The sequence below is a fragment of the Marivita sp. S0852 genome (assembly GCF_046591575.1).
GTDB lineage: Bacteria > Pseudomonadota > Alphaproteobacteria > Rhodobacterales > Rhodobacteraceae > Marivita.
In genome coordinates this window covers 1-26,926 of sequence record NZ_JBIQWA010000006.1, presented here as the reverse complement: position 1 = coordinate 26,926, position 26,926 = coordinate 1, and the positions used below count along the sequence as shown (strand labels likewise).

At 58.4% G+C, this 26,926-nt stretch carries 30 protein-coding genes; 20 read left to right on the top strand and 10 right to left on the bottom strand.

The window, feature by feature from the left end:
- Positions 1–412 precede the first annotated feature (412 nt).
- The 7 genes from rnk to ACG74X_RS14230 all read left to right on the top strand — a co-directional run bounded on the left by rnk (position 413) and on the right by ACG74X_RS14230 (position 8,243).
- Positions 413–853, top strand: coding sequence for a nucleoside diphosphate kinase regulator (gene rnk / locus ACG74X_RS14260; RefSeq protein ID WP_411235682.1), 441 nt, complete (start codon positions 413–415; stop codon positions 851–853).
- Positions 854–983: 130 nt separating this feature from the next.
- Positions 984–1,877, top strand: a complete 894-nt coding sequence (locus ACG74X_RS14255; RefSeq protein ID WP_411235681.1) for a mechanosensitive ion channel family protein — start codon at positions 984–986, stop codon at positions 1,875–1,877.
- Positions 1,878–2,011: 134 nt separating this feature from the next.
- Positions 2,012–3,175 carry an efflux RND transporter periplasmic adaptor subunit gene (locus ACG74X_RS14250; protein ID WP_411235680.1) on the top strand — a complete coding sequence of 388 codons (1,164 nt, stop codon included), beginning with the start codon at positions 2,012–2,014 and terminating at the stop codon, positions 3,173–3,175.
- Entirely contained in the window at positions 3,172–6,303 is a 3,132-nt protein-coding gene (locus ACG74X_RS14245) for an efflux RND transporter permease subunit (protein ID WP_411235678.1), read from the top strand. Before ACG74X_RS14250 ends, ACG74X_RS14245 begins: the two co-directional genes overlap by 4 nt.
- 139 nt (positions 6,304–6,442) lie before the next feature.
- Positions 6,443–7,396 carry a hypothetical protein gene (locus ACG74X_RS14240; protein WP_411235677.1) on the top strand — a complete coding sequence of 318 codons (954 nt, stop codon included), beginning with the start codon at positions 6,443–6,445 and terminating at the stop codon, positions 7,394–7,396.
- Positions 7,341–7,592 carry a hypothetical protein gene (locus tag ACG74X_RS14235; protein WP_411235676.1) on the top strand — a complete coding sequence of 84 codons (252 nt, stop codon included), beginning with the start codon at positions 7,341–7,343 and terminating at the stop codon, positions 7,590–7,592. The genes ACG74X_RS14240 and ACG74X_RS14235 overlap by 56 nt, the downstream gene beginning before the upstream one ends.
- A gap of 258 nt (positions 7,593–7,850) precedes the next feature.
- Positions 7,851–8,243: a CBS domain-containing protein gene (locus ACG74X_RS14230; RefSeq protein WP_411235674.1), complete on the top strand. Its 393-nt coding sequence runs from the start codon at positions 7,851–7,853 to the stop codon at positions 8,241–8,243.
- Here the strand turns inward: ACG74X_RS14230 and ACG74X_RS14225 are convergent, their stop codons facing one another.
- The 4 genes from ACG74X_RS14225 to nirK form a co-directional block, all read right to left on the bottom strand.
- On the bottom strand, positions 8,244–8,972 hold the full coding sequence (locus tag ACG74X_RS14225) for a Crp/Fnr family transcriptional regulator (protein ID WP_411235673.1): 729 nt from the start codon (positions 8,970–8,972) through the stop codon (positions 8,244–8,246).
- A 150-nt stretch (positions 8,973–9,122) separates the two neighbouring features.
- The gene (locus ACG74X_RS14220; protein ID WP_411235672.1) at positions 9,123–10,667 is read right to left on the bottom strand and encodes a phospholipase D family protein; all 1,545 of its coding nucleotides are present in this window, start codon (positions 10,665–10,667) and stop codon (positions 9,123–9,125) included.
- A gap of 121 nt (positions 10,668–10,788) precedes the next feature.
- Positions 10,789–11,514 carry a formylglycine-generating enzyme family protein gene (locus tag ACG74X_RS14215; protein ID WP_411235671.1) on the bottom strand — a complete coding sequence of 242 codons (726 nt, stop codon included), beginning with the start codon at positions 11,512–11,514 and terminating at the stop codon, positions 10,789–10,791.
- Between the two features lie 31 nt (positions 11,515–11,545).
- The gene (gene nirK / locus ACG74X_RS14210) at positions 11,546–12,769 is read right to left on the bottom strand and encodes a copper-containing nitrite reductase (RefSeq protein ID WP_411235930.1); all 1,224 of its coding nucleotides are present in this window, start codon (positions 12,767–12,769) and stop codon (positions 11,546–11,548) included.
- A 350-nt stretch (positions 12,770–13,119) separates the two neighbouring features.
- Here nirK and ACG74X_RS14205 point away from each other — a divergent pair, with 350 nt between their 5' ends.
- Positions 13,120–13,833: a Crp/Fnr family transcriptional regulator gene (locus ACG74X_RS14205; protein ID WP_411235929.1), complete on the top strand. Its 714-nt coding sequence runs from the start codon at positions 13,120–13,122 to the stop codon at positions 13,831–13,833.
- On the opposite strand, the gene ACG74X_RS14200 is transcribed toward ACG74X_RS14205, so the two are convergent.
- The gene (locus ACG74X_RS14200) at positions 13,820–14,032 is read right to left on the bottom strand and encodes a DUF1858 domain-containing protein (RefSeq protein ID WP_411235669.1); all 213 of its coding nucleotides are present in this window, start codon (positions 14,030–14,032) and stop codon (positions 13,820–13,822) included. The genes ACG74X_RS14205 and ACG74X_RS14200 overlap by 14 nt on opposite strands.
- Positions 14,033–14,153: 121 nt before the next feature.
- Between ACG74X_RS14200 and ACG74X_RS14195 the strand changes: the two genes are divergently transcribed.
- The 9 genes from ACG74X_RS14195 to ACG74X_RS14155 all read left to right on the top strand — a co-directional run bounded on the left by ACG74X_RS14195 (position 14,154) and on the right by ACG74X_RS14155 (position 21,258).
- Positions 14,154–14,606, top strand: coding sequence for a c-type cytochrome (locus ACG74X_RS14195; RefSeq protein WP_411235668.1), 453 nt, complete (start codon positions 14,154–14,156; stop codon positions 14,604–14,606).
- A gap of 71 nt (positions 14,607–14,677) precedes the next feature.
- Positions 14,678–16,027, top strand: coding sequence for a cbb3-type cytochrome c oxidase subunit I (locus ACG74X_RS14190; protein ID WP_411235667.1), 1,350 nt, complete (start codon positions 14,678–14,680; stop codon positions 16,025–16,027).
- A 3-nt stretch (positions 16,028–16,030) separates the two neighbouring features.
- A complete protein-coding gene (locus ACG74X_RS14185) occupies positions 16,031–16,825 on the top strand; it encodes a CbbQ/NirQ/NorQ/GpvN family protein (RefSeq protein WP_411235666.1) in 795 nt (264 codons plus the stop codon).
- Between the two features lie 5 nt (positions 16,826–16,830).
- Positions 16,831–18,714 carry a nitric oxide reductase activation protein NorD gene (locus tag ACG74X_RS14180; RefSeq protein ID WP_411235664.1) on the top strand — a complete coding sequence of 628 codons (1,884 nt, stop codon included), beginning with the start codon at positions 16,831–16,833 and terminating at the stop codon, positions 18,712–18,714.
- Between the two features lies 1 nt (position 18,715).
- Positions 18,716–18,898: a protein NnrT gene (locus tag ACG74X_RS14175; RefSeq protein WP_411235662.1), complete on the top strand. Its 183-nt coding sequence runs from the start codon at positions 18,716–18,718 to the stop codon at positions 18,896–18,898.
- Complete coding sequence (locus tag ACG74X_RS14170; RefSeq protein ID WP_411235660.1) at positions 18,877–19,134, top strand: NnrT protein; 258 nt, start codon at positions 18,877–18,879, stop codon at positions 19,132–19,134. The genes ACG74X_RS14175 and ACG74X_RS14170 overlap by 22 nt, the downstream gene beginning before the upstream one ends.
- Positions 19,131–19,400: a DUF6522 family protein gene (locus ACG74X_RS14165; protein WP_411235658.1), complete on the top strand. Its 270-nt coding sequence runs from the start codon at positions 19,131–19,133 to the stop codon at positions 19,398–19,400. Before ACG74X_RS14170 ends, ACG74X_RS14165 begins: the two co-directional genes overlap by 4 nt.
- Positions 19,400–20,593 (top strand): NnrS family protein, encoded by a 1,194-nt coding sequence (locus ACG74X_RS14160; RefSeq protein WP_411235656.1) that lies wholly within the window; start codon positions 19,400–19,402, stop codon positions 20,591–20,593. Before ACG74X_RS14165 ends, ACG74X_RS14160 begins: the two co-directional genes overlap by 1 nt.
- Positions 20,590–21,258 (top strand): NnrU family protein, encoded by a 669-nt coding sequence (locus tag ACG74X_RS14155; RefSeq protein ID WP_411235654.1) that lies wholly within the window; start codon positions 20,590–20,592, stop codon positions 21,256–21,258. The genes ACG74X_RS14160 and ACG74X_RS14155 overlap by 4 nt, the downstream gene beginning before the upstream one ends.
- Before the next feature lie 57 nt (positions 21,259–21,315).
- Here ACG74X_RS14155 and hemN read toward each other — a convergent pair whose 3' ends face one another.
- Complete coding sequence (hemN, locus tag ACG74X_RS14150) at positions 21,316–22,671, bottom strand: oxygen-independent coproporphyrinogen III oxidase (RefSeq protein WP_411235652.1); 1,356 nt, start codon at positions 22,669–22,671, stop codon at positions 21,316–21,318.
- A gap of 79 nt (positions 22,672–22,750) precedes the next feature.
- Positions 22,751–23,164, bottom strand: a complete 414-nt coding sequence (locus ACG74X_RS14145) for a YbaN family protein (RefSeq protein ID WP_411235650.1) — start codon at positions 23,162–23,164, stop codon at positions 22,751–22,753.
- 222 nt (positions 23,165–23,386) lie between these two features.
- Between ACG74X_RS14145 and ACG74X_RS14140 the strand changes: the two genes are divergently transcribed.
- Together ACG74X_RS14140 and ACG74X_RS14135 are read left to right on the top strand one after the other, a co-directional pair.
- A complete protein-coding gene (locus ACG74X_RS14140; RefSeq protein WP_411235648.1) occupies positions 23,387–23,935 on the top strand; it encodes a cytochrome c oxidase subunit 3 in 549 nt (182 codons plus the stop codon).
- A complete protein-coding gene (locus ACG74X_RS14135) occupies positions 23,932–24,201 on the top strand; it encodes a nitric oxide reductase F protein (RefSeq protein WP_411235646.1) in 270 nt (89 codons plus the stop codon). Before ACG74X_RS14140 ends, ACG74X_RS14135 begins: the two co-directional genes overlap by 4 nt.
- Positions 24,202–24,276: 75 nt before the next feature.
- On the opposite strand, the gene gdhA is transcribed toward ACG74X_RS14135, so the two are convergent.
- The 3 genes from gdhA to ACG74X_RS14120 form a co-directional block, all read right to left on the bottom strand.
- Positions 24,277–25,620: an NADP-specific glutamate dehydrogenase gene (gene gdhA, locus ACG74X_RS14130; RefSeq protein WP_411235928.1), complete on the bottom strand. Its 1,344-nt coding sequence runs from the start codon at positions 25,618–25,620 to the stop codon at positions 24,277–24,279.
- A gap of 223 nt (positions 25,621–25,843) precedes the next feature.
- Positions 25,844–26,077 (bottom strand): hexameric tyrosine-coordinated heme protein, encoded by a 234-nt coding sequence (locus tag ACG74X_RS14125; RefSeq protein WP_411235644.1) that lies wholly within the window; start codon positions 26,075–26,077, stop codon positions 25,844–25,846.
- A 14-nt stretch (positions 26,078–26,091) separates the two neighbouring features.
- A complete protein-coding gene (locus ACG74X_RS14120; RefSeq protein ID WP_411235642.1) occupies positions 26,092–26,526 on the bottom strand; it encodes an Rrf2 family transcriptional regulator in 435 nt (144 codons plus the stop codon).
- An 81-nt stretch (positions 26,527–26,607) separates the two neighbouring features.
- On the opposite strand from ACG74X_RS14120, the gene ACG74X_RS14115 reads away from it, so the two are divergent.
- Positions 26,608–26,926, top strand: a 319-nt coding sequence (locus tag ACG74X_RS14115) for a group III truncated hemoglobin (protein WP_411235641.1), incomplete at its 3' end; no start/stop codon positions are given.

Below are 26,926 nucleotides of genomic sequence, written 5' to 3'. Positions count from 1 at the left end.
CAGTGGTGCATGATTGACGAACGGGTGCGGGCTACATAGCTATGATCTTATGTTGGTCCATGACGCACATACGCGATACATCCTCCTGACCCGCTCGTTTCCCCGGGCGGCATAGGCGCGTCCGCGCGCGCCTGCTCCCCGGGGTTCCTCACATTCCCAATTTTCAGACCGGACACAGGATGCTGTCCGAAGATCGACATCGTGGAAGAGCCTATGACCGACATTCACCTTACATCCCCTCGCCGCCGCGTCATGCACACTGCCCATCGCATAGCGCATCTCTGACGCATCCTGATGGCCGGGTCCGAACGGCGACAGTTCCCGATTTGACCAGGCCTGCCTGATCTCTTTTCGGAAAATACGACGATCCGAAGGCAGACAGTTTTTCATTTTTTCCGAAAGGACACTTCACATGTCTACCCCAACACCCGACGCCCCGCCCAAGCGGTCAACACGCCGTCCCCGTATCGTGATCAGCGCCGAGGACCTGGCCCATATCGAGGGGCTGGCCGATGGCGCACTGGAACGCAACCCAACGCTGGCGGATCGGCTTTTGGACGAACTGGGCCGCGCCCGGATCGTGGCGGCAGACCGTATCCCCGAAACCGTGGTTCAGATCGGCAGCGCGGTCACCTATCGCGATGAAGCCACCGGTCAGGAACGCACGGTCGAGCTGGTCTACCCAGAGGACGCGGATATTGCGCGTCAGCGCGTGTCTGTCATGACCCCGATCGGGGTGGCGTTGATCGGCCTGTCCGAAGGTGCGGTGTTTCACTGGGACACCCGAGGCAACCAGCGCCGGATGCTGACGGTCATCAAGGTTGAAGCGAAATCAGACACGGATGACGATTGAGCATGTGATCAGACGCGCACGGCCCGACATTCGGGCCGTGCCTGTCTGCCGCGTGGGGGTGGTGTCATGACCTGTTGATTTTCAAAACCGGTATTTGCCTGATCTTGATCTGGCGTTAGGATTTTGTTTCATGGATTTAAAGCAGAATATCCGCAGGCTTGTCTGGCCCGCTTTGCTGACTTTGATCAGTCTGGCGCTGGTTCTGTTTCCCGAGCAATTGGCGACGTATCTGGGCGATGGCGACGGCCTGACGCTTGGAGTGACGGCGCTTGCCTATTTTGCCGCGGCCTGGCTGATCAGCAGGGTGATTGCGCTGTTTCTGGATCAGGCGGCGGCGCGCAGGCGTCCGTATCCGCGGCTTTTGAAGGATATGATCGCCGCGTTGATGTTCATCATCGCGTTCGTCGCCAGTGCATCGCTGTTCATGGGGCAGGGTGCGCTTGGGGCTTTTGCGGGGTCCGGTTTGATCCTGGCGCTGCTTGGCTTTGCCATTCGCAATGTTGTGGCCGACACCCTGTCGGGCATCGCCTTGGGTGTGGAAGGTCCGTTTCGCATCGGCGACTGGATCGACATTGACGGGCTGTCGCGCGGCAAGGTGATCGAGATCGGATGGCGCACGACGCGTATCCTGACGCTGGACCGGACCTATATGATCCTGCCCAACAGCCAGATCGCGCGCCAACAGATCACAAACTATTCTGCCCCAAAACAGGAATATCGCGCGCAGGTCAGGATCACGCTGGATCACAGCATGCCGATTGGCCGCGCCCGCGAGATCATTCTTGATGCATTGGCCAAGGCCAGTCTGATCAAGCAGACACCTGCGCCGGATATGCGGGTTGTCGCTTATGAAGAGGCCGGGATCACCTATACCCTGCGGTTTTGGGTCTCACGGTTTGATCGTGACGTTGACTGCCGCGACGAGGTGTTCACCCTTGTGGATGACGCGTTGCGTCGCGCAGGCAGCATTGCCCCCTATCGTCGCATTGGAATGATCCCGACTGTCGAGCCGATACATGACTAAGCCATCATCCTGCCGGGTTATAGGCCAGATGGTTCGGGACAGGACCGGCCATTGCCCGATGGTGATTTCCTTTGATTAATGAAACAAGCTGTCAGTCAGAGCAGACCACCGCGACGCTGTAAGGGACAAATTTTGTGACAGAGACGTCTACAGATCAAAGCAACAAGGCCGCGCCGGACAGCAATGAGCGCTCAACTTCGCCACGCACACTGGACTTTCAGTCCGATACGGGGGCGTCCGGGCCTGTCTGGTTGGCCGCAGGGCTGGTGGTTGCGATTGTTCTTTGGATGGGCAGCGGGTTTGTGTTTCCCACGGACACCACCGAAGAGGTGCCAGCACGGGCAGACCCGGCACCGGTTTCCGTGGCTGTGACACCATCGACCGCAGAAGAGGTCACGCAGATTTTCCGCGCCGAAGGTCAGGCGTTAGCCGATCGGGATACGATGTTGCGCTCGGAGACCTCTGGCACAATCGTCGAGGTTTTGGTGAGCAAAGGCGAAGACGTTGCAGCCAACGCGGTTATTGCGCGGTTTGATCCGTCCACCAATCAGGCCGATGCCAGACGCGCCGCCGAAGAACTGAACCGCGCACAGCGCGAATTTGACAATGCCCAGGCGTTGCTGGATCGCGGGATCGCCACTGCCGACCGTGTAGCACAGGCCCGCGCAACGCTGGCTGCGGCACAGGCCCAGGTGGCGGCTGTTGAACAGGCGGCGGACAATCTGACCATCGCAGCCCCGTTCGCAGGCCGGGTTGAGACGCTGGACCTTGATGTCGGCGAATTTGTTTCGACCGGGACAGAGGTTGGCCGTCTGGTTGACATCACGCCGCTGACCGTGGCCATTCAGGTGCCGCAGCAATCCCTGACGCGGCTGGCTGTCGGCCAGACCGCGACCGTGACCTTCATCACCGGCGAAACCCGTGACGGCACAGTAAGCTTTATCGGAACCGCTGCCGCTGCTGAAACGCGTACCTTTCTGGCAGAGATCGAGGTGGCCAATGAAGATGGCGCAATCCCGGCGGGCATTTCTGCCGAAGTGGTCATTCCGACCAATGATGTCACCGCGCATTTCATTCCATCATCGATTGTATCGCTTGATCCGGACGGCACGCTTGGCGTGAAAACGGTTACGTCCGATGATGTGGTTGAATTTCACCCCATCGACATTGTCCGCGCGCAGATCGACGGTATCTGGGTCACCGGTCTGCCCGACACGGTTGACATGATCACCGTTGGTCAGGGCTATGTCAGCGCCGGCGAAACGGTTGCCCCACGTCCCGAGGTGGCAGAGCAATGAACGCCATAATCACTGCCGCTTTTTCGCGATCCCGCGTTGTTGTGATGGCCCTGTTGGCGATGCTGACAATCGGGGTCTATGCCTATTCAGTCATCCCCAAAGAGGCCAATCCAGAGGTGCCGCTGCCCTTGTTCTATGTCTCGACCGGACTGGACGGGATCAGCCCCGAGGACGCGGAACGCCTGTTGCTGGAGCCGCTGGAGACCGAGTTTGCCTCTATCGAAGGGCTTGAAACGCTCAAATCCGACGCCGCTGAAGGGTTTGCCAGTCTGCAACTGGAATTCAGCCCCGGCGGCGACAATGACGAGGCATTGCAGCTGGTGCGGGATGCCGTGGACCGGGCCGAGGGGGATCTGCCCACAGATGCCTATGATGTCACCATCACCGAAATTGACCTGTCCCTGTTTCCAATCATCACGGCGATCCTGTCTGGCTCGGTTCCCGAACGCACGCTGAACGATCTTGCCGAACGCCTGCAGGAAGAGATCGAAGGGCTGCCCGGTGTTCTGGAGGTCGATATTGGCGGGCAGCGTTTTGAATTTCTTGAGGTTCTGATCAGTCCGACCGTGTTTGAGACCTATAACCTGTCCTTTGATGAACTGATCGGGCAGATCCAGCGCAACAATCGGTTGATTGCCGCGGGCGCGATTGAAACCGGGGCGGGGCGCATTGTGCTCAAGGTGCCGGGGCTGATCGAGGATCTTGAGGATGTGATGGCGATGCCGGTCAAGGTGCGCGGCAACGCTGTTGTGACCTTTGGCGACATCGCAACCATCCGGCGCACGTTTGAAGACCCGGATTCCTTTGCCCGGATCAACGGGCAACCGGCGCTGGCGCTGGAGATCAAGAAACGCTCGGGCGCAAACATCATCGAAACCGTTGATGCGGTACGCGCGCTTGTGGCCGAGATGCAGGCCGATTGGCCGGAAAACATCGACATCACGTTTTTGCAGGACCAGTCCGAGACCGTGAAAAGCTTTCTCAGCGATCTTGAGGCCAATGTCATTGCCGCCGTTATTCTGGTTATGATCGTGATCGTTCTGGCGCTTGGCTTGCGATCTGCGGTGCTTGTCGGTCTGGCGATTCCGGGCGCGTTTTTTGCCGGCATCATCGGGGTGTGGACGCTGGGGTATTCGATGAACATCATCGTGCTTTTTGCGCTGATCCTTGTCGTGGGCATGTTGGTTGATGGTGCCATCGTCACAACCGAGCTGGCCGACCGCAAACTCGAAGAAGGCACGCCGCCGAAAGAGGCGTATGCCTTTGCCGCCAAACGCATGGCATGGCCGATCATTGCATCGACCGCGACCACCTTGTCGGTGTTCTTTCCGCTGCTGTTCTGGACGGGCATGGTGGGTGAGTTCATGAAATATCTGCCGATCACGGTCATTCTGACCCTGACGGCGTCGCTTTTCATGGCGCTGATCTTTATTCCGGTGGTGGGCGGGCTGATTGGCAAACGCCAGCCCAAGACCGCGCGTGCCAAGGCAACGCTGCACGCGGCTGAAATCGGCGATCCGCGTGATATTGGTGGGCTGACGGGCGCATATGTTCGCGTTCTGGAATGGGCGATCCTGCGTCCGGGGGCAACTGTGCTGCTGGCGGTTGCGCTTTTGTTGGGGGGCTTTGGGCTTTACGGACAATTCGGCAAAGGTGTGACGTTTTTTCCTTCGGTCGAGCCTGAATTCATGCAGGTTCAGGTCCGCGCCCGCGATAACTTTTCGATTTTTGAACGCGACGCTCTGGTGCGGGCTGTGGAAGACCGGCTGCTGGACTATGACGAGATCGCCAGCATCTATGCGCGATCGTCCATGAGCGCCGGGCAGGGGGACGAGGAAACAATCGGAACGCTGCAACTGGAACTGACCGAGTGGGACACACGCCGCACCGCTGACGAGATCGGTGTCGATATCCGCGAGTCCGTGGCGGATATCGCCGGCATTGATGTGCAGGTGCAAACCCAAAGCATGGGTCCGACATCGGGCAAACCGATCAACCTTCAAATCACCGCCCGATCCCCCGAGATTCAGCAACAGGCGGTCGAGCAAATTCGCGACCTCATGGGCGGAATTGGCGGGTTTACCGATGTAACCGACACGCGCCCTGTGCCCGGGGTCGAGGTTTCCATTCTGGTCGACCGCGCCGAAGCCGCGCGGTTTGGTGCCGATGTTAGCCTTTTGGGGCAAGCGGTTCAGCTTTTGACGCAGGGCATCACCGTTGCCGATTACCGTCCCGAAGATGTTGACGGGACGCTGGATATCCGGGTCCGGTTTCCGGCCGAGGCCCGGTCCTTGGCGGAATTGAGCAGCTTGCGCGTGCCCACAGCCGCCGGTTTGGTCCCGATCTCGAATTTCGTGACCTTCGTTCCGTCCGAACGCACGGGCATCATACGGCGGATCGACGAAAAGCGGGTGACGACAATCGAAGCCAATGTGGCACCCGGTGTTTTGGTCAATGACCAGATCAGCGCGCTGACCTCTGCCTTGAACGCGGCAGACCTGCCAGAACAGGTCACCTTCAGTTTTGCGGGGGAAGCCGAAGATCAGGCCGAGGCGATGAATTTCCTGATCGGCGCGTTTATCGCGGCGGTGACGCTGATGTTTGTGATCCTGGTTTTGCAATTCAACAGCTTCTTTCAGGCCATCATCGTCATGAGCGCGATCATTTTTTCCATTGCAGGTGTGCTGCTGGGATTGCTGGTGACCGGGCGTCCCTTTGGCATCGTGATGGGCGGGATCGGTGTTATCGCGCTTGCCGGGATTGTGGTGAACAACAACATCGTCCTGATCGACACCTATAATGACCTGAAGAAAACCGGCCAATCCCCTCTTGAGGCCGCCCTGCGCACCGGCGCGCAACGTCTCAGGCCGGTGGTTCTGACCTCTGTGACGACAGCGTTGGGATTGATGCCGATGGTCATCGGGTTGAACCTGAACTTCTTTACCCGAGAGGTCGTTTACGGTGCGCCGTCGACGCAATGGTGGACGGAACTGTCCTCGGCCATCGCGGGTGGGCTGGTGATCGCAACGGTTCTGACGCTTGTCTTGACGCCCGCCATGTTGATGCTGGCAGAGCGCAGGGACAAACGCGCCGTTGCCCCGACGCAGCCTGCGCTGTCGGAGGGTTGAGACCGGGCGATTGTGAAAACAATAGGGTGCGTCCCGGTTAACCGGGATTAATGACGAACCAATACCTTGGTTTATTCTGTCTCTGAGTCAACAACCGCAGGCCTATAGTGTGTCTGTGGGAGAACAATCGGAGATGAACATGATCGACCTGGTACAAGACTACAAAGCCGTTTTGCTGGCGGATCACGCGGCCCCTTGTCTTTCGCTGTACCAGCCGACGCATCGGTCCTATCCCGACCGACAGCAAGACCCGATCCGGTTTGGCAATCTGCTCAAGGAGCTGGAACAATCGCTGACGCGTCAATATTCCGAACAGCGGTCTTCTGCGCTTTTGCGACCGTTCCGAGACCTGAAGGATGATGCGCAATTCTGGAACCGGACCCTTGATGGCATCGCGGTGTTTGCGACAGAGACGATGTTCAAGGTCTACAACCTGCAACGGCCCGTGCGCGCGTCGGCGATTGTTGCCGACAGCTTTCACACCAAGCCTTTGATGCGAATTTTGCAATCGGCGGACCGCTATCACGTTCTGGGATTAAACCGTCACAGCGCCACGTTGTACGAAGGCAATCGCTATGCGCTTGATCCTGTTGAGCTTGATGATGGGTTTCCGAAAACAAGCAGCGACGTCACCGATCCCTATGAAGGCGACCCGGAACGTACAAAGCGCGCGCATGGCCCCAGCGGCCCTGGCAAGACATCGCGTCACGGAACCGATGTGCGCCAAGATGCGCTCAGGAATGACACAAAGCAGTTTTTCCGTGCTGTCAGCGACGCGGTGCTGCAAAGATATTCCAGGCCAACGGGTATTCCTGTGTTGCTCGCCGCGCTTCCCGAACATCATCACCTGTTCCGTGAGGTCAGCAACAATCCCCTGCTGATGGATAAGGCGCTTGATGTTGATCCTGGGTCGATCGCTTTGGACGATCTGCGCAGGCGCGCCTGGGAGATTGTGCTGCCGTCTTATCTTGAACGTCTTGACGGGCTGGTCGACCAGTATAACGCCTGCCAAGGCAGATGGTCGAAGTGCTGCGGATTTGTCCGAAATTGGCAAAGCCGCCGCGTCGGGTCGTGTCTCGACCCTGCTGCTTGACGCGGATCGTGTGGTGCCGGGGCGCTTTGATGCGCAAAGCGGTGCGATTGAATTTGCCCGGCTCGAAGAACCCGGCGTTGATGATGTGCTCGATGATCTGAGCGAACATATCGTAAAGACCGGCGGTGAGGTGGTGATCGTGCCACCCGAGCGCATGCCCTCTGACACCGGTCTGGCCGCCCTGTTCCGGTTCTAAGCCATCATTGCCGCGATCTGACGGTGCTGTCTGCAAATCACGGGTTTGGCACAAACGGGTGCCAGACCCGAATTGCGCCGATTTGGCCTGTGTCGCCAAGGTGTGGATCACACAATGCCCGCTTTTGCGGGGTGATCTGGCGTCATTTTCAAGGTGTGATTGCTCTGTGTTAATTCTGACGTTTTTTCTTTGCCTATGCTTTCGGGTACAAAAGCGAAGCAGCAAAATGGAGCCCGCCGCATGTTGGTAGGTCGCGTTATGCGCAAACCCGTTACGCTTATTTCTCCGGACACGTCGGTGCGGGCGGCTGCGGCCCTGATGCGGGAATTGCAAATCGGAGCGCTGCCGGTGTGCAAAAACCTGTATCCAATCGGGATCGTCACAGACCGCGATATCGTGACACGCTGGGCATGCAGAATGGTGTCCGATTGCGCGATTGCCCAGATCATGACGCGCAATGTCATCACCTGTAATCTTGATCAGACGATTGAATGTGCTGCTCATGTGATGTCAGACGCGCAAATTCGCCGTCTTGTCGTTGTCGACAACATGGGACGGGCTGTGGGTATCCTGACCCTGGGCGATATTGCCAATGATGCGAACGAGGTTTTGGCCGGTCAGACCCTGGGCGAGATTGTCGAGCTGCGCTGACTAGTCAGACAAAAGAACGTGCCGCAGCGTATCAAGATCAATGCCTGCAAATTCGGTCAGGGCTTCAAGATCATCCAGACAGATTTCGCCATGTTGCGGGTAAGAGATAAGACCGTCGCGTTCAAAACGGCGCATGGTCCGGCAGACATGCACATTGCTCATTCCGGTGAATTCACCGATCTTGTGCTGCGTCATCGGAAATTCAAAACGGGTGCCGTCGACACGGTCGATGGCCTCAAGCCGGACAAAAAACTCAAGCAGCGCATAGGCGATGCGGTTTGTGGAACTGCCTTTGCCCATACGCAACAAAAGCTCTGACGTGCGCGATTGGGTTTTGACGATTTCGGCTGCCATCAATTCACGCAGGGTCGCCAATTCCGGCTCTGGTCCATTGGCCTGAACCGCGCGGATGTTGATGTACCGCACATCGCTTAGCGCGTCCACAGAACAGGCCGCGACCGAGGCGTGTGCCGCACCGATCAACGCAAAATCGCCGGGCAACATCACATCAACGATCTGCGTCTCGCCGTCTGGCAACATCTTGGAAAAGGCGGCCCAGCCATCAAGCAGCAACATGGAGTGATCAGCAAAATCATCCTCGCGCACAATCGACGTGCCTTTGGCTGCCGTTTCAATATGCGCTTTGGGTTGTGCCTTTAGAAACGCTGTGACAAGCGCTGGTTTCTTTGGTGTTGGGGTTAATCTTATGAGCTCGGCTTGAACGTGCATCTGAAGATCCTTCCCCGATTATGCGTGTTGATGCGCGATCAGACGAATCCGGCAACACACATTCGTAAGATTAGATGCTAACAGAGAAGGCGGGCACGCGCTATGGAGGATCGGCGGAAGTTTGCTTAAGTGCTCCATGGCTGATCATCGTCACAAGAGCCATTCAACAGGCAGCCATCCGATCCCGCGCAGGGCCAGCCGTTTGAGCCATGTCGTGCCGGGTTCCTGGGTCAACGTCGCCTGATTTATCGGGTCTCTCCACACCGGGTGCCCGTCCTGTAACAACACCCGCCAGGCAAGATCGCCCAGGCCCTGATCAAACGCGCGGTGCAGGGCAGTGGCCATCCGTTCGCTGTGGATGATCAATCCCATCTCAGTGTTGAGCGTGGCGGATCTGGGATCGAAATTAAACGAGCCGACAAAGATACGGGCACCGTCCACGGCAAATGTCTTGGCGTGCAGGTTTGATCCCGATGATCCCAGTGGACCCATCACGTCATGGTCGGATGGGCCCGCCGCCTCGGCGCGCAATTCGTACAATCCGACACCTGCCAGCAATAGATCCGTCCGGCGTTTGCTATAGCCGACATGAACCGGCAACATGTTCGTCGCCTCCAGCGAATTGGTCAGCATCCGCACGGCGACACCGTTTGTTTCAAGGCGGGCAAAGGCCGCGACACCGGCGGTGCCGGGAACGAAATAGGGGGTGACGCCATCAAAGCGGCTTTGGATCGGGCCAACTCCGTCCAGCAGGCGCGAGGTGAACAATTCGGAACGCGGCACGGGTCCAAAGATCTTGACCGGATCGTCGCTGATCAGGTCGGCACGGGTCCACTCTATCGCAAGATTGCCGCGCATTAGGGACGATACGATGTCAGAGGACTCAAGCAAAGACCGGTATTCGGCATAACGCGGTGCGGTTTCAAACCGGCGCAGCCGCGACGCCAGCAGATCCAGACCGCCGTTCCGCCTCAGAATCCGCTTCGCCTCGTGGACCGAACTTGCGTTCCAGTAGCGATCGAAATCGGCTGAGATCTTTGGGACAACGTCGCCCACTGCGACGACATCAAGATCAATCTTGAGGGCGGTTTCATCTGTTCCGAAATATTCATCACCGATATTGCGCCCACCCAAAATGCTGGCCCGGCCATCAACGGTAAATGCCTTGTTGTGCATGCGGTGGTTCAGTCTGAAAAAATCAAACGCATAGGACAGGCGTTTGAACCGGCGCAGCACAAAGGGATTGAACAGGCGGACCTCGATGTTTTTGTGGGTGTCCATCCCGGCAAGCACATCATCCAGATCGTCAATCCCGTTGTCATCCAACAAAAGACGCACCCGCACCCCGCGATCCGCTGCACGCAGCAGCGCCTTGAGCAGCAAATGCCCGGTCATATCGGCGCGCCAGATGTAATATTGCACGTCAATTGACGACACCGCGGCATTGGCCAGCAACATTCGGGCTACAAAGGCGTCCATCCCGTCTTCCAAGGCGGCGATCCCGCTGAGCCCTTCATGTTGCGCGGCTTGCGCCGTTACCGCGTCGGCCAGCGCGCCATCCGTGGCTGGCGGCAGCGCGGTCTCTGTGGGGCGGTCGGGCTGGGCCGGGGGTGGAAAGGCCAAACGGGCCACAAGCAGCGCAAGACCCAGGAACGCCGTCGCAAACAGCAAACCTCTTAGAATGGTCATAAGCATCGCGCCAATCTCCTTGGGCGGGATCGCCCCGCAAGACGCCGCGCATCGCGGCACGATTGATCCGGCGCGGTATCGTTCGGTTTGTCAAGGATAGGCCAAAAGACCCGTCGCGTGCATTGGATCAGCTGTCGGTGACCAATCGCAGCCCAAGATGGGCCGGCGGCGTTCCAACGGCGCATCCGCCCCGTGCGGGATCGCGGACCAGAAAGGACATTGCAGCGACGTGTTCGCCCCCAAGATAGAACGCCGGGCAGCGATTTGCATCCATCCCATCGGCATAGCAATCGCTTGTCCATTCCCAGACGCTGCCGTCCAGATCGGCAATGCCCTCGGGCGAGGTGGAAAAGCTGCCTTGTGTTTTCAGGGCGCGCGGCGCGGTCCCTTCGGTCAGATAGGTCGAGGCCCAGGTCAGCGACGGGTCGGTAAACAGCGGTTCGGTGTCCTTGGGTAAAACCGGTGCCGCGATGTGGTTCCATTCGTCTGTGGTTGGCAAGCGATAGCTCTGCCCGGTGCGGGCGTTGAGCCAGGTAATGTATTCCTGAACATCGACATAGCTCAGACCGGTGGCTGGTGTTGTTTCGGCATCAAAGCCCGCGCGCACGCGCAACGTCAAAGAACAGGCCTGTTCCGAGGCACAGGCGTTCCATTCGGCAACCGTAACCTCGTGGCGTTGCACCCAAAGCCCAGAGCCATCCGGCAACGTGACGCTCTGTTCGGCCATTTCTGGGGCGAGGGATGGATCAAGTGACGGATCAGGGCCGCGCTGCATCAGCGCGCCCCCGACCGCCAATGCCGCCACCACGAGGCCCAGTCCAACAAAACGAAGGGACGTTTTTGAAAGGGTCATGACAGCAGGCATAGCTCAGTTCCTTTTCTGTTCAGGCATCAGACTGGAAATCACGAGGCGCGACAACCTGTTCCATCAAAGCGTTGTCCCATTGTCCCTGAACCACGAAATGGGCTGTCGCGCCAAGCATGACGCCTTCGATCAGATTGTGGTTCACATAGGCATAGACGCCCGGTTGTTCAAAAGTATACATCGCCGCAACAGCGCTACCACCCCGCACATACCAGGTTTCCATGTCCCGCAGGGGCGCATCGGTGAACGACGATTCCCACACATAGGTGCCGTGTCCACCGATCAGGTGCGGACGGGAATCCCGGTTGGCCTGATTGTGGATCATCAGAACGGTTTCCCCGACATCCGCAGTCAGTGCATTCTCCCCGGTCAGGGCACCCACGGCCCCGTTGAACACCGAATGTGTCGGGATCAGGGTGCGCATGGCCTCAAGGCTGTCGGCATAGTCATCGCCAGCGGCCTCGTATTTGCGGTAGTCGCCGTTTTCGTCCATCGGCAAATAGTAGTCCTGTTCTCCGAAATAGGCGATTTTGTCATAGCGCAGCGGGTTGCCGTCCTTGTCCTTCAGGCCATCGCGCGGCAGCACCATCACAGCGCCGTTCATGCCATGGGTCACGTGATAGGGGATCATTGCCCCGCCGGGGGCGCAGTGATAGGTAAAGCACCCCGGTTTGCTAGCTTTCCAGCGCAAAACGCATTCTTCGCCGGGATAGACATGGGTCAACCCACCACCGCCCAATGCGCCTGTTGCCGCGTGAAAGTCGATATTGTGCTCCATCCGGCTCTCCACCGGATTGCGCAGCGTCAGCTCCACCATGTCGCCTTCGTGACAGATGATCAGCGGTCCGGGGACAGAGCCGTTATAGGTCAACGCCCAGACTTCGGCACCTGTGTCTTCGTCGACAACCATCAGACGTTCGGTGGTGTCCATTGTGATTTCGATGATCTTGGGTCCGCCTGTTGCGACCTGTTCGTGTTCGGGCGCAAAGGGTGGCGCGACCAGCTCTTGTTTGACGCGGGTGTATCCGGAAAGGTCTGCCTTTTTGGCGTTGGATTCTGCGTCTTGCTTGCCTGCGGTTTTATAAAGCTTGGACGATGTCGCGTTGATCGCAGTGATTTTCGGTGTGCGGGTGGTGGCCATCGCACCGGCACCTGTCACCGCTGCCGCTCCGGCAAGCATACTGCCGCGCAGAACGTTGCGGCGGCTGGTCTTCATAAGGCCGGGGTTGATGAATTTGGTCATGGTCTTCTCCATCGGGGTGGACTGGTCAGACGGACTGTCCGCCTGCCATCCACTGAAACTGGTCAGATGTTTTTCGGGGTTGGGGGTCAAAGCGCGTGTGGCTTCAAGCAACATGCTTTGCGAGTGATGTGGCAAACGGATGCGGCACCCTGTGCGGGGTGCGGGAAAGACCGGTTGCCATCGTGCGGATCATTTCGGTGTCCTTTCAGATCTCTGCATGTCTTGATCTGAAACTTACCCGATTTGAAAAATCCCAATTTGCGCTGCGACAAATAACAAAAATGTGTCAACCATGCATGTTCTGAACGGTGCTTATGGCGTCGCCGGTTCAGATGTGGCAAGACCGGGATATGAATGCTCCGACACGCAAGATTCTGCCGCAGCTTGATGAAAGCCTGCTGACGCATTTGCCGCCGTTTTCGAAACTCGACAAGCGCGAGGTGCGCACGATTCTTGATCAGGCGTCGTCCCAGCGCTACGAGGCCGGGGTCGCGGTGTTTCTTGAAGGCGCGCCGGCCGAGCGGTTTTATATGCTTTTGGATGGGTATGTGCGCGTGGTGCGAATCACACCTACGGGCGAACAGGTGACATCGCTGCATATCCCGGCGGGTCAATTGATGGGAATCGCAAAAGCCATCGGACAGGACACCTATCCCGCCACGGCCATGACGGCGACAGAATCGCTCGCGCTCAGTTGGCCGATGCGGCTTTGGGAAACCTTCGTCAAGGACTATGACGGGTTTGCCACCGAAACCTACAAAACGCTGGGCCAGCGGGTTGGGGAAATGAACAACCGGATTGTTGAAATGGCCACCCAGCAGGTTGAACAACGTGTCGCCAATGCGCTGCTGCGGCTGATCAACCAGACCGGGCGCAAGGTCGAGGGTGGGATCGAGATCGACTTTCCCATCACCCGTCAAGATTTGTCCGAACTGACCGCGACCACGCTTCACACTGTCAGCCGCGTGCTCAGCGCGTGGGAAAGACAGGGCCTTGTTCAAAGCAAACGCAAACGCATCACGGTCTGTGATCCACACGCGCTTGTCATGCTCAGCCAGGCATAATCGCCGACCTGAGTTCCATTAGAAAATCGTTTTCATCAAGGTGATATTCGGCGCAGGCATCTGCGATCGTATGAAACGGGCTGACCAGACATCCCACGCAGAGCATCTTGTGACGGGTGAAAACCGCAATCGTTTGCGGCCACTGCGTCATCATATCTGCAAGCGGCAAATCCGGATCGTCCAACTTTAAGCCATTCATAAGAGACTCCTTCTGACATCGACAATAGCCAGCCAAGTGGTCGGAATGTTGCGCTAGATCAAACGTCGCTCAGCCGAGGGCTGCTAGACAGGGTTATCCCGAATTCATGGAGGCCTTACGGATGGCTGAATTTCTAACCAAATCGCGGGCGCGCAACATTTTCTACGGGGGCTCGATCTTTTTCGTTGTGGTCTTCGTGGCAATGACCGTCCATTCTCATAGATACGTCGTCAACGTTTCGACAGCGGGTATGCCGCTGAGCGAAGAGGTGATTCACGGCAAACATGTGTGGGAGCAAAACTCCTGCATCAACTGCCACAGCCTGCATGGCGAGGGTGCCTATTTTGCCCCCGAAGTCGGCAACGTGATGACCCGCTGGGGCGTACAGGACAGTCCCGAGGACGCTTTTGAAATCCTCAAAGGATGGATCGAAAGCCAACCCAGCGGGATCGAAGGCCGCCGCCAGATGCCCAGTTATGATCTGAGCGATGAAGACATCCGCGGACTTGCGGAATTTCTGCGTTGGGCGGACCAGACGGACACCCAGGGCTGGCCACCAAATGATGCCGGTTAAGGAGGTACTGCGCGCTCCGAAAAGCACATCGCTGCTGTCGGATCACATCGCGCACAAAGAGGATAAGAACTATGAAATATGAAACACAAAGAGTCGCATACTGGTACTTCCTTGCCGCGATGGCCCTTTTCGCCATTCAGGTGCTGGGTGGGCTGGTTGCCGGCTGGATTTACGTCGCGCCGAATTTCCTGTCGGAAATTCTGCCCTTCAACATCATTCGCATGATCCACACCAACGCGCTGATCGTCTGGCTGTTGCTGGGCTTCTTCGGGGCCGCTTACTATCTCATTCCCGAGGAATCAGAGCGCGAGATATGGTCGCCAAAGTTGGCCTATCTTCAGCTGATCATTTTCCTCGTGGGCACATTGGGTGCCGTTGGTAGTTACCTTGTCGGCATCCATGGCGGCCGCGAATTTCTTGAGCAGCCTCTCTGGGTCAAGTTCGGCATTCTTGTCGGTGCGCTGATCTTCCTGCTCAACATCTCGATGACCGTTCTGGCGGGTAAGAAAACCGCGATCACCAACGTGTTGCTGATGGGCATGTGGCTTTTGTCGCTGCTTTGGATCTTTGCCTTTATCAACCCCGACAACCTGTCCCTTGATAAGATGTACTGGTGGTTCGTTGTTCACCTGTGGGTCGAAGCGACCTGGGAACTGGTGATGGCGTCTATTCTGGCGTTCCTCTTGCTCAAGCTGACCGGTGTGGACCGCGAAGTTGTCGAAAAGTGGCTCTATGTCATCGTGGCGACCGCGCTCTTCTCGGGCATCCTTGGCACTGGCCACCACTTCTACTGGATCGGTCTGCCGGGCTACTGGCAGTGGGTTGGCTCGATCTTCTCGACCCTTGAGGTGATCCCGTTCTTCCTGATGATGACCTTTGCCTTTGTCATGGTCTGGAAGGGCCGCAAGAACCACCCGAACAAGGCCGCACTTCTGTGGTCACTCGGGGCCAGCACGGTTGCCTTCTTTGGCGCGGGCGTCTGGGGTTTTCTGCACACTCTGCACGGCGTGAACTTCTATAGCCACGGCACACAGATCACCGCAGCCCACGGCCACCTTGCCTTCTACGGGGCCTATGTCGCGCTGAACCTGGCGATCATCACCTACGCGATGCCAATGCTGCGTCAGCGCGAACCCTATAATCAGGTGCTGAACATGGCGTCGTTCTGGCTGATGACCGGTGGTATGGCATTCATGACCTTTGTGCTGACCTTTGCGGGCACCATTCAGACTCACATGCAGCGGGTGATCGGTGACTACTACATGGATGTGCAGGAAAGCCTGTCGATCTTCTACCTGATGCGCTGGGGTTCTGGCCTGGCGGTTGTGATCGGTGCGCTGTTGTTCATCTATTCGATGCTGGTTGTGCGCAAGCGCGAGATCATCGAACCTGGTCCCGCCAACCCCGTACCGGGAGAGTAAGCAATGAATATTGCAAACACACCGTCCCTGCCGTTTTATCAGGCAACCGGTCGCGAATGTGACCTGTTCGAGACGGCCTATGACAACGGTTTGCCCCTTCTTCTGAAGGGGCCTACCGGCTGCGGCAAGACCCGCTTCGTCGAACATATGGCGGCCCGCATGGGCAAACCGCTTTATACCGTGGCTTGCCATGATGATCTGTCGGCGGCTGATCTGATCGGGCGCTACCTGCTCAAGGGCGGGGAAACCGTCTGGGTCGATGGCCCTTTGACACGGGCCGTGCGCGAAGGCGGAATTTGCTACCTTGACGAGGTAGTCGAGGCCCGCAAGGACGTGACCGTGGTTCTGCACCCGCTCACCGATACGCGGCGCACGCTGATGATTGACCGCACCGGAGAGGAACTGGTAGCGCCCAAAGGCTTTATGCTGGTCGCGTCCTATAACCCTGGCTACCAGAACGTGCTGAAGCGGTTGAAACCCTCCACCCGGCAGCGGTTTTTGTCGATCTCGTTTGATTTCCCTGATCCCGAGACCGAAATTGCCGTCGTGGCGCAGGAAAGCCGTCTTGAACCCGGACGTGTCGCACCGCTTGTGCGGCTGGCGGGGCATATCCGCAAGCTATCTGGTATGGATCTTGAAGAAGGTGTCTCCACACGACTTTTGATCTATGCAGCCACTTTGATGGCAGGCGGTATGGGCGTGGAACATGCGCTTGAGGCGGCCGTAATCGAACCGCTGAGTGACGAGCCCGATGTGCAGCAATCGCTGCGTGATCTTGTCAGCACAATCTACGGATAAACGTCATGCATCTACTCGACCTGATGGAACCCGAAGAAACTGTTGGAAACCTGTGGCACGACATGGCCATCGGGATCGGGGCAGATGTGACATATCCCGAGGCCAGCGTCACGCTTGCCTCGGTGCGCCCCAGTCTTGCGGTGCTGTTCCGCGCGCTTGGCGGGGCGCCCGGGGTCGAACTGGGTGAGGCTCCGGCAACCGTGATGCGCCACCGTCGCCCGCTGCGGCGCAAGCTGGGTGCGGATCAGGACCGCGAATGGGTGGCGCGCTTTGATGGCGAACGGCTGGGCCTGCCGCCCTTTATTGCCGCCTTCCCAGAAGCCCGCCTGAACCGCGCCGCCTATTTCTGGTTGACCGCGCTTGCTGCTACTGCTGACCAGACCGATCTTGACCTGCCCGACGAACCGTTTGCGCTTGATTGCGCCCAGATCACCGCCAATGCCAAAGCTGCAAAAGCCGCGTATGACGCCTGTCCGGGGTTGCGCGCATCTTATGACGACATGACGCTCATGTGTCTGGCGCTGCGTCCTTCGGTGATGCGTCCGGCGCAGGAAGACATGATCGAAACCGCGATTTGCAAGCAACTTGGCGGGGCGGATCAAACACCGGACCTTGTGACTGCATCGCGCAGCTACATGCCCTTTGCCCCCGTACCGATTTGGTTGCAGTTTGCGCAACCCGGCTCTGGTGCCGCCGCCGGCGAAGAGGCCGCGGATCCCGCGGCACCACCGCCGACTGCGGCGTATACCAGCCGCAAACTCGGCGCGCGCAAGGATCACGAACAGAACAACCGCAATGACAGTTTCATCATGCACCGTTTTGAATCGATCCTGTCCTGGGTGGAATCGATGAACATCAATCGCAGCGTCGATGATGATGACGATGAAAACGCCCAGAAAGCGGCGGATGATCAGGACGAGATTGCCCTGACCAAACATGACCGAAAGGCGGCAACGCGGTTGCGTCTGCATCTGGATCTTTCGCCCTCGGATGCGGATCACGAAGCCTTGTCCGGTATCCACACCTATCCCGAATGGAACCACCGCAGCCGCAGCTACATGGCCGATCACTGTCGTGTGCTTGATGCCCCGGCGCAGCCCGAGGGCAGCAGTTTCAGGCCCGATGACCGCCATGTGCGCGATGTGCGCCGCCAATTCGAGGCGCTGCGCCCCCGCCGTATCCTGCAGCCGCGACAGGTGGACGGAACCGAACTTGATCTTGATGCGCTGTTGACAGCGCAGGCCGATCTTAAGGCCACGGGGCGCGGGTCTGATCGTATCTGGCAATCTGCGCGCCAGATCGAACGCGATATGTCAGTGGCCTTCCTGATTGACAATTCCCGGTCCACCGAGGCCGCTATTGGTGACACGTCGGTGATTGATGTGGCGCGTCACACGATGGCCGCTTTGGCCACCGGTATTGACGCAGCAGGCGACCGGCTTGGCATCTGGGGGTTTTCATCGCTACGCCGTGACCGCGTGTTCCTGACCCGGTGCAAAGGGTTTGACGACCCGATGTCAGGCGACATCACCGCCAATATCGGCGCGTTGAAACCCGGTCACTTTACGCGGCTAGGGGCCGCTGTCAGACATGTCAGCGCGCAGCTGTCCGAAGAACCCAGCGCGCGCAAACTGCTGATTGTTCTGACCGATGGCAAGCCCAACGATCTGGACCATTACGAAGGTCAGCATGGCATCGAAGACAGCCATATGGCCGTGCGCGAGGCCCGCAACGCGGGGCTAAGCTTGCATGGCATCATCATCGATGAAGACGGGCAGGACTGGTTTGCCCGCATCTTTGGCCGCGGCGGGTTCACGCTTTTGCCCGACGCCAAACGTCTGACCCGGGCATTGCCCGACATCTACCGCACTTTGACTCAGGAGACCTGATATGCGTTTTCTCTTTCCTCTCACCAGCGTGCTGTGCGCTTTTGCAAGCTCTGGGTTTGCCGCAGAATTTGATCGCCCGATACCGCAGGCGCAATCCGCGACGGCCGAATTCTGGTATGCGCTGGCATGTGTGATGCTGATTGCTTCGATGGGATTGGTTCAATGGCTCGTGACGCGCAGATAACACAACAAGGCTGGTCCACGCCAAAAATCGCGTTGGCGTTGTACCCGTTCGGGGCCGGGGCCGCCGCGGTGAATGTGTTTTTTGCATCGCTGATCTTCAGCTGGGTTGGAGGGCCGGTTCTCTCGACCGCGTGGTCAATCGGGCTGGGCTGCGTGATCGGCGCGCCTGCAACCTGGTATTTTGCCCGCCATATCCGACACCTGATGGATGTGGCCGACGCAAGCGAGCCGACATGAAAATCGAACTGGACAGTGGCCAACCGGTGATTGACGCACATGATCTTGGCCCGCTTCTGGGCCTTGACCCCGCCGAGGTGCAGGGCAAAATGCGGCGGGGTCAGATTACCAGCAAATACGAACAGGGCGCGGATGAAGACGCCGGAAAGTTTCGTCTGACATTCTATCACAATGGTAAACGCGTGCGGCTGACCTGTTCGGAAGACGGCACAGTGATCAGCACGATCAGAACAGATATGGGCACTAAGGATACGGGAGCCACGTAATGGCACAAACTTCGGCAGAGCAGATGCGCGCTTGGCAGGGGCCGGCGCTATTCAGCTTTGGGTTCAGGCCCTTCTTTCTGTTCGGAGCGATCTGGGTCGTGCTGGCGATGGGCCTGTGGCTGGTCGCGCTGTCCGGTGCGATTGATCTGCCCTCGCGCATGGACCGGGTCTCGTGGCATGCGCATGAATTCCTGTTTGGCTATCTTGGCGCGGTGCTTGCCGGATTTCTTCTGACGGCGGTGCCGAACTGGACCGGGCGGTTGCCCATGGTCGGTTGGCGGCTGGCCGCCTTGTTTGGGCTGTGGGTGGCTGGCCGGATTGCCATTCTGTTTTCGGCGGCTTTGCCTGTCGCGGTGGCCCCGGTGATCGACCTCGCCTTTCCGCTGGTTCTGGGGGGCCTGATCCTGCGCGAGATTGTGGCGGGCAAGAACTGGCGCAACCTTATTGTGCTGGCGTTACTGGCGGTCTTTGCTTTGGCCAATGCACTGTTTCACTACGAGGCAGTCACCGGAGGCTATGCCGCACAGGGCGTCGGACTTCGGCTTGGTGTGGCTACGGCGGTCATGATGATCTGTGTGATCGGCGGACGCATCATTCCGTCCTTCACGCGCAACTGGCTGGCACGACAGGACAATCCGGCGCGTCCGGCCCCGCCGATGCAGCGCTTTGACAAGATTGTGCTCTTGTTCAGCATTCCCGTCCTGCTGGCTTGGGTCGTAAACCCGTTTGACGTCTATATTGGCGTGGCGCTGGTTGTCTTTGCGGTGCTTCATCTGGCGCGCCAAAGCCGCTGGCAGGCGCATCACACGCTGAGCGAGCCTCTGGTTTGGGTGTTGCACGTGTCCTACGTGTTTATCCCGCTGGGCGCATTGGCATTGGGGCTGGATCAGATCCTTGGCAATCCGGGCACAGCCGGGGCGCAGCATTTGTGGATGACCGGTGCGATCGGGGCGATGACCCTTGCGGTGATGACACGCGCCACTTTGGGCCACACCGGGCAGGCGTTGACGGCCAGCCCAATGACCGTGGTCATTTATCTGTGCCTCTTTGGATCGGTGCTTGCGCGGTTCTGGACGTCCCTTTTTCTTGAGCTGAGCTATGTCTCTGGCGTATTGTGGGTCTTGGCATTCGCAGGTTTCGCGGTGGCATATGGCCCGTCCCTCTTGCGGCAGAAACCCGAGAAACCGGCATGAGCTGGCTTGGGTTTACCGGCATCTTCGCGCTGTTTTTCGTCACCCATTCGATCCCGGTGCGGCCCGCTGTCAAATCGCGCATCACGGCGCAGGTTGGCAGCAGGGGTTTTGGCATCGGATATTCGATCCTGTCGATTGGCATGCTGTCCCTGCTGATCTGGTCAGCGGGCGAGGCACCCTATGTCGAGCTTTGGCCGCAGATGACCTGGCAGCGCCATGTGGTTCATCTGGGGATGCTGGCGGTGTGCGTGATCCTTGCCTTCACGCTGGCGCGGCCCAATCCGTTTTCCTTTGGCGGGTCGCGGAATGATCAGTTTGATCCGGCGCGTCCGGGCATCGTTCGCCTGACGCGGCATCCTGTGTTGCTGGCTCTGGCGCTTTGGGCGGGGTTGCATCTGCTTCCCAACGGGGATGTGGCGCATGTGATCTTGTTTGGCGTGCTTGGCGGATTTGCCATCGCCGGCCGCGCTTTGATCAATCGTCGCAAGCGGCGCGAGATGGGGGCCGAGGCATGGGACAGCCTGAACAGGGCGGTCGCGCAGGCTCCGCTGATTCAGGCACCCGCGTCCTGGTCTGGTGCGGCGCTGCGATTGGTGGCCGGGGTGGTGACCTTTGTCGCGTTGCTGGCGCTGCATCCGATTGTGATCGGAGTCTATGCGCTGTAGACGCAAAAACCGCGCCCGGGAGGCCGGGCGCGGTTTTCGTCAGATCGTGAGTGGTGATTACGACGCGCGCGAGTAGCGCACGCCTTCCGGCACATGCTGGTCCAGAACCGAGGCGATGATACGCGTCAAAGGCTGGCCTTCGGGCGCGATGGACAGACGGGTTCCCTCCAGCTGTGTGAACGGCGCGAACCGATCGGCCATTTCGGTCAAGAGCGGGGCAAGCGAGTGAGCCCGTGGTCCGAATTCGGCGCTCAGATCATCCAGATCCACGCGGAACTCGCACATCAGACGCTCGATTGCGCGGGCGCGCAGGTGGTCTTCGGCGGTCATGTGATATCCGCGCGCGCCGGGGAATTCGCCTGCCGCGATGCGTTGCTTATAGGCGGCGGTGGCGGGTGCGTTTTGCACATAGCCTTCCGGAAACCGCGAAATGGACGAGGCACCAAGCCCGATCAGGGTTTGACAGGTGTCGGCGGTGTAGCCCTGGAAATTCCGACGCAAGCGCCCGGCGGCCAGCGATGTGGCAAGATCGTCTTCGGGACGGGCAAAGTGGTCAATCCCGATCGAGGTCAACCCCGCCTCGACAAAGCGTTCACCGGCGCGGGTGGCCAGTGTGTAGCGGGCCAGATCATCGGGCAGCGCATCCTCGTCGATCAGTTTCTGCCGTTTTGATACCCACGGCACATGCGCATAGCCAAACAGCGCAACCCGGTCCGGAGCAAAGGTCAGAACCTTGTCGATGGTGTCTTCGATCCGCGCAAGGCTTTGGTGCGGCAGACCGTAAACAAGATCGGTGTTCAGCGATGTGATGCCCGCGTCACGCAGATCGTCGACACAGGCGCGGGTCACGTCAAAGGGTTGCAGACGGCCAATCGCCTGTTGCACCTCGGGATCAAAATCCTGAATCCCGATAGAGGCGCGGGTCATGCCTTCGGCGGCCAGCGCATCAATCTTGGCGCGGTCCACCATTGTCGGATCAATCTCGACGGAAAACTCGAAATTTTCGCTTTGCGGAAAGACAGACCGGATCGCGCGGGCCAATCGGTGAATCAGCTCTGGGGGCAAAATGGTGGGCGTTCCGCCGCCCCAATGCAAACGGCCCATGCGCAGACCGTCAGGAATGGTGTGGCGCAGCAGCTCAAGCTCTGCCTCAAGCGATTCGATATAGCTTTCTACGGGGCCAAGGGTTTGGGTGCCTTGCGTGTGGCAGGCACAGAACCAACACAGCCGTTCGCAAAACGGGATGTGGATATAGACCGAGACAGGATCGTTCGGATCAAGCTTTTCAAGTGCGCTGTGCTGAAAGCCCGCGCCCGTCTGCGGCGAAAAGACCGCCGCAGTCGGATAAGACGTATAGCGCGGCACGCGCGCATCAAAAAGGCCAAGCGCCTTGAGTGTTTCGATATGTTCCATACGCCCTTTATGAAGCGCAATGATCGCGGCGACTTTGCCTTAGATCAAATTGCGCGATCAAAGATGCGCATGACAGGTATCATTTTGCGCGGCTTGGGCGGGTCAAGATAAAACAGGCTGCAAGCCCCATGCAGATCAGTTGAATGCCAAGAACCAGTGCAGACATAGCCAACAGGACCGAGAGCAACAAAGCGCCAAGCATCATCGACAGGGCAAGGATCTTGTAACGCGGTGCAATCACCCCATTGGATTGCCAATCGGCAATAATGGGGCCGAATATCTTGTTTCGGATCAGCCAAGCGTGCAGCGCAGGTGAGCTTTTGGCAAAGGCGAAGGTGGCCAGAATCACCAGCGGCGTTGTCGGCAATAACGGCAGCACCACCCCAAGCGCCCCAAGGCCAAGTGCAACGAAACCCAAAACCTGCCAGCCAAGCCGCCGTAGGTGGGATAGCGGCCTGCTGGGTGAATTGCTGTGACAGGCGGTCAGTGACATCGATTGGCCTTGTGAATTGGTATCTCTAATACTAATACGTTTGGACGAGTCGAAATGCAAGCTTACCGACAAAAATAGTCGGAAATTGCGATCAACAAAAACAGTGACTTGCGGTTGAGTGGTGACCGGATAGACTGAAGCCTGCGGCTCACGATCCGCAGGACATGCACAGAACGACACAGGCCGTCTCGTGGCCAGAGTGCTTTGAAAGGTGTTCACCCCATGACTGGTAAAACTGCGTTGGATGAACTGCCAGGCGAGTTGTTGATGTGGATTCTCATCATCAGTGAAGTGCTGGTTTTCGGGGCCGGGCTGATTGTGTTTCTGTCTGTTCGGATCACCGACCCAACAGGCTTTGCAGAAGCGCAGGATATGCTCGACCGGACCGGTGCTGCCATCAACACCGTTGTCCTGATCACCAGCGGTTTTCTGGCGGCAATGGCCTGCCAGCTGCGCCGCGCCGGTCAGCGCGGCCGCGCGCGGCTTGCCCTGATTGCGGCGGCAGTCCTTGGGATAGTGTTCCTGTGGATCAAAGGCGCAGAGTTTGCGTCAAAGGCGGCGGATGGCATCGTCTGGGACACACATGTGTTTTTCAACTTCTACTTCATGCTGACCGGGTTTCATGCCGCGCATGTCGCCGCCGGAGTGGTGCTTTTGCTGCTTGTGGCCTGGCGCGATCATATCGACAATATCGAGGACGCGACAGCGTTCTGGCATATGGTTGATCTGGTCTGGGTGCTGCTGTTTCCAGTGATCTATCTGCTGCAATGACACAACGATCTCTTTATATCGCCTGGGCGTTGCTTGTTGCCCTGAGCCTCGGGTCAACCGCCCTGTCGCTTTCGGGTGTCTACGTGCAATGGCCCGTTGCGGCAGGTGTGGCAGTGATGGTGCTGGCCTGGCAAAAAGCGCGGATCATCCTGGCGCAATATCTGGGGCTGGCCTCCGCACCGACATGGCGGCGGGGGTTTGATGTGGCGTTGACCGCGCTGTGCCTGTTGCTGCTTGGGCTCTATCTTGTTCCGCTTCTGATGTAAGCGGTCAAAGGGCCGTTGGCGGCCTCGACGCCGCGCAAGATGTGCTGCGCGGCGTTCCGGTGTCGGCTTGGGTGTCTAGATAACACCCATGGCCCGCATGGCGTCGGCCACCCGCAGGAAGCCCGCGATATTCGCGCCCAGGACATAATCATCCGGTGCGCCATATTCGTCGGCGGTTTGCACACAGGAATCGTGGATATTTCCCATGATCTCGGCCAGCCGTTCTTCGGTCTTCTCAAAGCTCCAGCTGTCGCGGCTGGCGTTTTGCTGCATCTCGAGCGCCGAAGTCGCCACGCCGCCCGCATTGGCGGCTTTGCCGGGCGCAAAGCGCACTCCGGCGGCCTGGAACTGTTTGACCGCTTCGGGGGTGCAGGGCATGTTGGCCCCTTCGGCGACGACGGTGACGCCGTTTTTGATCAGCGCTTTGGCGTCCCGCCCGTCGAGCTCGTTCTGGGTGGCGCAGGGAAAGGCCAGATCGCAGGGCACATCCCAGATATTGCCACCGTGCTTATAGGTGCATCCCGCACCCTTGGCCTCGGCATATTCCGAAATCCGGCCGCGCCGCTCTTCCTTGATCTCGCGGACCAGATCAAGGTCGATGCCATCTTCATCAATGATGACACCGCCGCTGTCCGAACAGGCCACAACCTTACCGCCGAACGCGTTGATCTTTTGCATCGCGTAAATGGCCACATTTCCCGATCCCGAGACAACACAGCGCTTGTCTTCGAAATCTGTTCCCATGTTTTCCAGCATCGAGCGGACAAAATAGACGGTGCCGAAACCTGTGGCTTCCTTGCGCGCCCGCGACCCGCCATAGACCAGACCTTTGCCAGTCAGAACGCCAGCTTCGAACCGGTTGTTCAGGCGTTTATACATGCCGAACATATAGCCGATCTCGCGCGCGCCAACGCCGATATCGCCTGCGGGCACATCGACATATTCACCAATATGGCGGTGCAGCTCGACCATAAAGGATTGGCAAAAGCGCATGATTTCCCGGTCCGACCTGCCTTTGGGGTCGAAATCGGACCCGCCCTTGCCGCCGCCAATGGGCAAACCGCTCAACGCGTTCTTGAAGATCTGCTCAAACCCGAGGAATTTGACAATGCCGATATTCACAGACGGATGAAACCGCACGCCGCCCTTGTATGGCCCCAATGCCGAATTGAACTGAACGCGAAAGCCGCGATTGATCTGAACCTGATCGTTGTCGTCGATCCAGGGCACGCGAAAGATGATCTGGCGTTCTGGTTCGCAAATCCGTTCGATCAGGGCCTCGTCGGCATATTCGGGATGCCGGGCAATCACGCGGCCAAGGCTTTCCAGCACTTCGCGCACCGCTTGGTGGAATTCAGCCTCGCCTGCGTTGCGATGCAGAACGGTGCTTAGGATGGGTTGGAGTTTTTCGTCAATCATGTTCACTTGAGTGTCTTTTCGTTGTTTTTACAGGCACTGCCCAGAGTGATTGGGCACTGCAAATTTGATTGATGCTGTGAATGTGTTCCAAGCGGCAGGCTTGGAAAGGCAGGCCTGCGTCGCATCTGACGTCGCATTTGGCAACCAAATAGTGTGATCCTGCCACCAAGGACGACATGACGCATGTCTTAAAAGTGATATAAAAAAGCCGCTTGACCGCGTGTCAGGACGCGTCGCGCCAATAGTTGTTGGCCGCGGAAATCGTTGCGAAATGCGTTGCAACCACCTGACTGACCGCGATCAGCGCATCTGCATCCTCGGCATAGTCCGGACGCATGCGTTCGCGGGCTTCGGCATCGGGCTGGGTGAGTTTGATCGCAATACGGGACAGTTTGACGGCAAGGTCATAGCCCTCTTCTGGTGTGTTTGTGATCAGGGTGGGTAGCCAGGTCGCCATGGCGGTTCCTTTCCTCAAAATTGATGTGATGTGAGCGGGAAATCAGCGTCGGGTAAGGCAATATCGGCAAGGGTAGAGCGGTCCAGATGGGCTATGAACGCGTTTTCGGCAGCGCGCAACCGCGTCTTGAGCCGGCATTGCGTGTTGATCGTGCAGCGGGTTTCGCCGGTTCCGAAACATTCAACAATCGGTTGATCGGCTTCGAGCACCGCAATCAGCTGTCCCAGCTTGAGGTCCGCCGCCGGTCGAGCCAGACGGGCACCGCCGCCGCCGCCCCGGCGCGTCACAACGATTCCCGCACGGGCGAGTTGCTGCATGATCTTGCTGAGATGGTTGCGCGACAGGCCAAATTCATCCGCAAGTTCGGCTGTCGAGAACGCCCGTTCGGGCGCGCTGGCCATGCGCATGAGCATGCGAAGCCCGTAATCGGTGAAAGATGTCAGACGCATGCGGCATCTCGCTCTTGAATTGGCATTTACAATACGTATTAGCAGGCATACGATCCAGCGCAACGTAAAAAGGACAGCGCCTTGACCCACGCCTCGACAGACAGCCCGCCCATATCTTCGGCGCGACCGCATATGACCCGCGCGGTGATGGCGCAAACCGGTCTCGATGAAGATGTGTTGCACGATCTTGTTCATCGGTTTTACGCCAAAGTGCGCAAGGATGCGCTGCTGGGTCCGATTTTTGCGGATCGGATCACGGATTGGGGTCCGCATCTGGACCGGATGGTCGATTTCTGGTCGTCGGTTGCGTTGATGACGGGGCGGTATCATGGCGCTCCGGTGCCCAAGCATACCAGCCTGCCGATCACCTCGTCGCATTTCAATCGCTGGCTGGCGCTGT